Origin of the sequence: Dactylosporangium cerinum, from assembly GCF_042653625.1 — a bacterium.
GTDB lineage: Bacteria > Actinomycetota > Actinomycetes > Mycobacteriales > Micromonosporaceae > Dactylosporangium > Dactylosporangium cerinum.
In genome coordinates, this window is sequence record NZ_JBHSIU010000038.1 from 1 (window position 1) to 3,771 (window position 3,771).

Genomic DNA, 3,771 nt, shown 5'->3' on the forward strand with positions numbered 1-3,771 from the left:
GCGGACCGGACTGGTACCCCGGCCTGACACGGATGTCAGCGCTGGTTTCGGTTCCGGGATGGTGCTGGTGACCGGCGGGACCGGCGGTGTGGGGGCGTTGGTGGCCCGGCATCTGGTCCTCCGACATGGGGTGCGGCATCTGGTGTTGACCAGCCGCCGTGGTCTTGATGCTCCGGGTGCGGTGCAGCTGCAGGAGGAGCTGTCCGGGTTGGGCGCGCAGGTGCGGGTGGTGGCGTGTGACGTCGCTGACCGGGATGCCGTCGCGGCGTTGCTGGCTGGCGTGGTGGGGGATCGGCCGTTGACGGCGGTGGTGCACGCGGCTGGGGTGTTGGACGACGGGGTGGTTTCGGCGCTGACCCCGCAGCGGGTCGATGCAGTACTGCGTCCGAAGGCTGACGGGGCGTGGCATCTGCACGAGCTGACCCGGGACATGGATCTGTCGGCGTTTGTGTTGTTCTCTTCGGTGGCGGGGACGCTGGGGTCTGCTGGTCAGGGGAACTATGCCGCGGCGAACACGTTCCTGGACGGGTTGGCGCAGGCTCGTCGGGCGGCGGGGTTGCCCGGAGTGTCGTTGGCGTGGGGGTTGTGGGAACAGGCCAGCGGGATGGCCGGCCATCTCAGCGAGGCCGACCTGGCCCGGATGAGTCGGTCGGGTGTGACGGCGTTGAGCGCAGAACAGGGCCTGGAACTGTTCGACACTGCGGTGCTGGCCGGGCTGTCCGCACCAGCGCACCTGGTCCCGGTACTGCTGGATGTCAAAGCTCTGCGCGGGGCGGGCCCGGTCCCGGCACTGCTGCGCGCGCTGGTACGGCGTCCGGCCCACCGGGTCCAGGCCGTCGCCGCTGCGGGTGGATCGGTCTTGACCCGGCGCCTGACCGGGGTATCCGCGACAGAACGGCGGGCAGTGGTCCTGGACGTGGTCCGCGGTGAGATCGCCGCAGTGCTGGGGCATGCCACTGCGGCCGCGGTGGACCCGGACCGGGCGTTCACCGACGCCGGGTTCGACTCACTGACCGCGGTGGAACTGCGCAACCGGCTGGGGACCGTGACTGGGTTGCGGTTGCCGACGACGTTGGTGTTTGACCATCCGACTCCTGCCGCGCTGGCCGCCTACGTGACCCAGCAGGTGGCTGGGACGGCTGGGGCGGGGACTGCGGCGGTGGCGCGGGTGTCGACGGATGAGCCGATTGCGATCGTGGGGATGGCGTGTCGGTTGCCGGGGGGTGTGCGGTCTCCGGAGGGTTTGTGGGATCTGGTCGCGTCCGGTGGTGATGGGATTTCGGAGTGGCCGACTGACCGGGGCTGGGATATTGAAGGGCTGTTCGACCCAAATCCGGATCGGTCGGGGACGAGCTACGTGCGGGACGGCGGGTTCCTGTACGACGCCGCGGATTTTGACGCGGAGTTCTTCGGGATCAGTCCGCGTGAGGCATTGGCCATGGATCCGCAGCAGCGGCTGTTGCTCGAGGCCGCGTGGGAGACGTTCGAACGAGCGGGCATCGACCCCGGCTCGCTGAAGGGTACGGACACCGGGGTGTTCGCCGGATTGATGTATCACGACTACGCGACGGGTCTTCTGGATTCGGGGCGCGACCCTCAGGGAGTCGAGGGTTTCATCAGCACGGGTACTGCCGGGAGCGTTCTGTCGGGGCGTTTGGCGTACAACTTCGGGTTGGAGGGGCCGGCGGTGACGGTGGACACGGCGTGTTCGTCGTCGCTGGTGGCGTTGCATCTGGCGTGTCAGTCGTTGCGGCAGGGTGAGAGCTCACTTGCGTTAGCCGGTGGCGTGACCGTGATGGCGACGCCAGGCGTGTTTGTGGAGTTCAGTCGGCAGCGGGGGTTGGCTGTCGACGGTCGCTGCCGGTCCTTCGCGGGTGCTGCGAATGGTACGGGGTGGAGTGAGGGTGTCGGGTTGCTGTTGGTGGAGCGTCTGTCCGACGCTCGACGCAACGGCCATCAGGTCCTCGCGGTGATCCGGGGTAGTGCGGTGAATCAGGACGGTGCGAGCAATGGTTTGACCGCGCCGAACGGCCCCTCCCAGCAGCGGGTGATCCGGCAGGCGTTGGCGAACGCGCGTCTGTCGCCTGGTGAGGTGGATGCGGTGGAGGCGCATGGCACCGGGACGGTGTTGGGTGACCCGATTGAGGCGCAGGCGCTGCTGGAGGTGTACGGGCAGGAGCGGGGCGATCGGGAGCCGTTGTATCTGGGGTCGTTGAAGTCGAACATCGGTCATACCCAGGCTGCGGCCGGGGTGGCGGGTGTGATCAAGATGGTGATGGCGATGCGGGCCGGTGTCCTGCCGCAGACGTTGCATGTTGATGAGCCGACCCCGCACGTGGACTGGTCGTCTGGTGCGGTGGAGTTGTTGACGGAGTCCCGGTCGTGGCCGGAGTCCGGGCGGCCGCGTCGGGTTGGGGTGTCGTCGTTCGGGATCAGCGGGACCAACGCTCACGTGATTCTGGAGCAGGCCCCCGAGGCCGCTGCGGCAGGCGAGCGGGGTTCTGTGTCGTTGCCGGTGGTGCCGTGGGTGTTGTCGGGTCGTAGTGCCGCGGCGTTGGCTGGTCAGGCTGAGCGGTTGCGGGCCATGCTGCTGGACGGGTCCGGGCTTGGGTTGAGTGATGTGGGGTTCTCGCTGGCGGGTTCGCGGGCGGTGTTCGAGCATCGGGCGGTGGTGGTGGCTGGGGACCGGGAAGGGTTCCTGGACGGGTTGGGCGCCCTGGCTCAAGGTCAGGCCGGGGTTAACGCGGTCAGTGGTGTTGGTTCGGGTGGTGTGAAGTGTGCGGTGGTGTTTTCGGGTCAGGGTTCGCAGCGGGTTGGGATGGGCCGGGAGCTGTGGGAGACGTTCCCGGTCTTCGCCCGGGCGTTGGAGGAGGTCTGTGGGTATCTGGACCCGTTGCTGGACCGTCCACTGCTGGAGGTGATCTTCGACGGTGCTGGGTTGGGGTTGTTGGATGGGACGGGGTTTGCGCAGCCGGCGTTGTTTGCGGTGGAGGTTGCGGTGTTCCGGTTGGTGGAGTCGTGGGGGATGCGGGCTGATTTTGTGGCGGGTCATTCGGTGGGGGAGATCGCGGCGGCGCATGTGGCCGGGGTGTTGTCGTTGCCGGACGCGTGTGCGTTGGTCGCTGCGCGGGGCAGGTTGATGCAGGCGTTGCCGGCTGGTGGGGCGATGGTGGCGGTGCAGGCCGCTGAGGCGGAGGTGCTGCCCCTGCTGGGGGCCGGGGTCGAGATCGCCGCGGTCAACGGTCCGACGTCGGTGGTGATCTCCGGGGTTGAAGCGTCGGTGTTGGCGTTGGCGGAGCGGTTGGCGGGGTTGGGTCGTCGGACGCGGCGGTTGCGGGTGTCGCACGCGTTTCATTCGGTGTTGATGGAGCCGATGCTGGCTGAGTTCGAGCGGGTCGTGGACGGGTTGTCGTTCAACGCGCCGGCGGTGCCGATGGTGTCGAACGTGACCGGCGCCTTGGCTGGGGACGAGGTGTGTACGGCGGAGTATTGGGTGCGGCATGTGCGCGCGGCGGTGCGGTTCGGTGACGGCATCTGGTACCTGCATGAGCAGGGTGTGCGGGTGTTCGTGGAGTTGGGTCCGGGTGCGGCGTTGACCGCGATGGTCCAGGAAAACCTGCCCGAGACAGCGGCGGGGCAGCAGTCGGTGTTCGTGGCTGGGCTGCGCCGTGAAGGTGCCGAGGTCGAGTCGTTGCTGCTGGCGGTGGCCCAGGCGTTCACCGCCGGCGTGGCGGTGCAGTGGCCGGCGGTGTTCAGCGCGGTTCCCGCTGT

General features: G+C 68.3%; 1 protein-coding gene. It reads left to right on the forward strand.

Annotated features, from left to right (window positions below):
* Positions 1–61: 61 nt before the first annotated feature.
* Positions 62–3,771 (forward strand): type I polyketide synthase (locus tag ACFPIJ_RS28460; protein WP_380119184.1); only part of this gene is annotated, 3,710 nt, incomplete at its 3' end.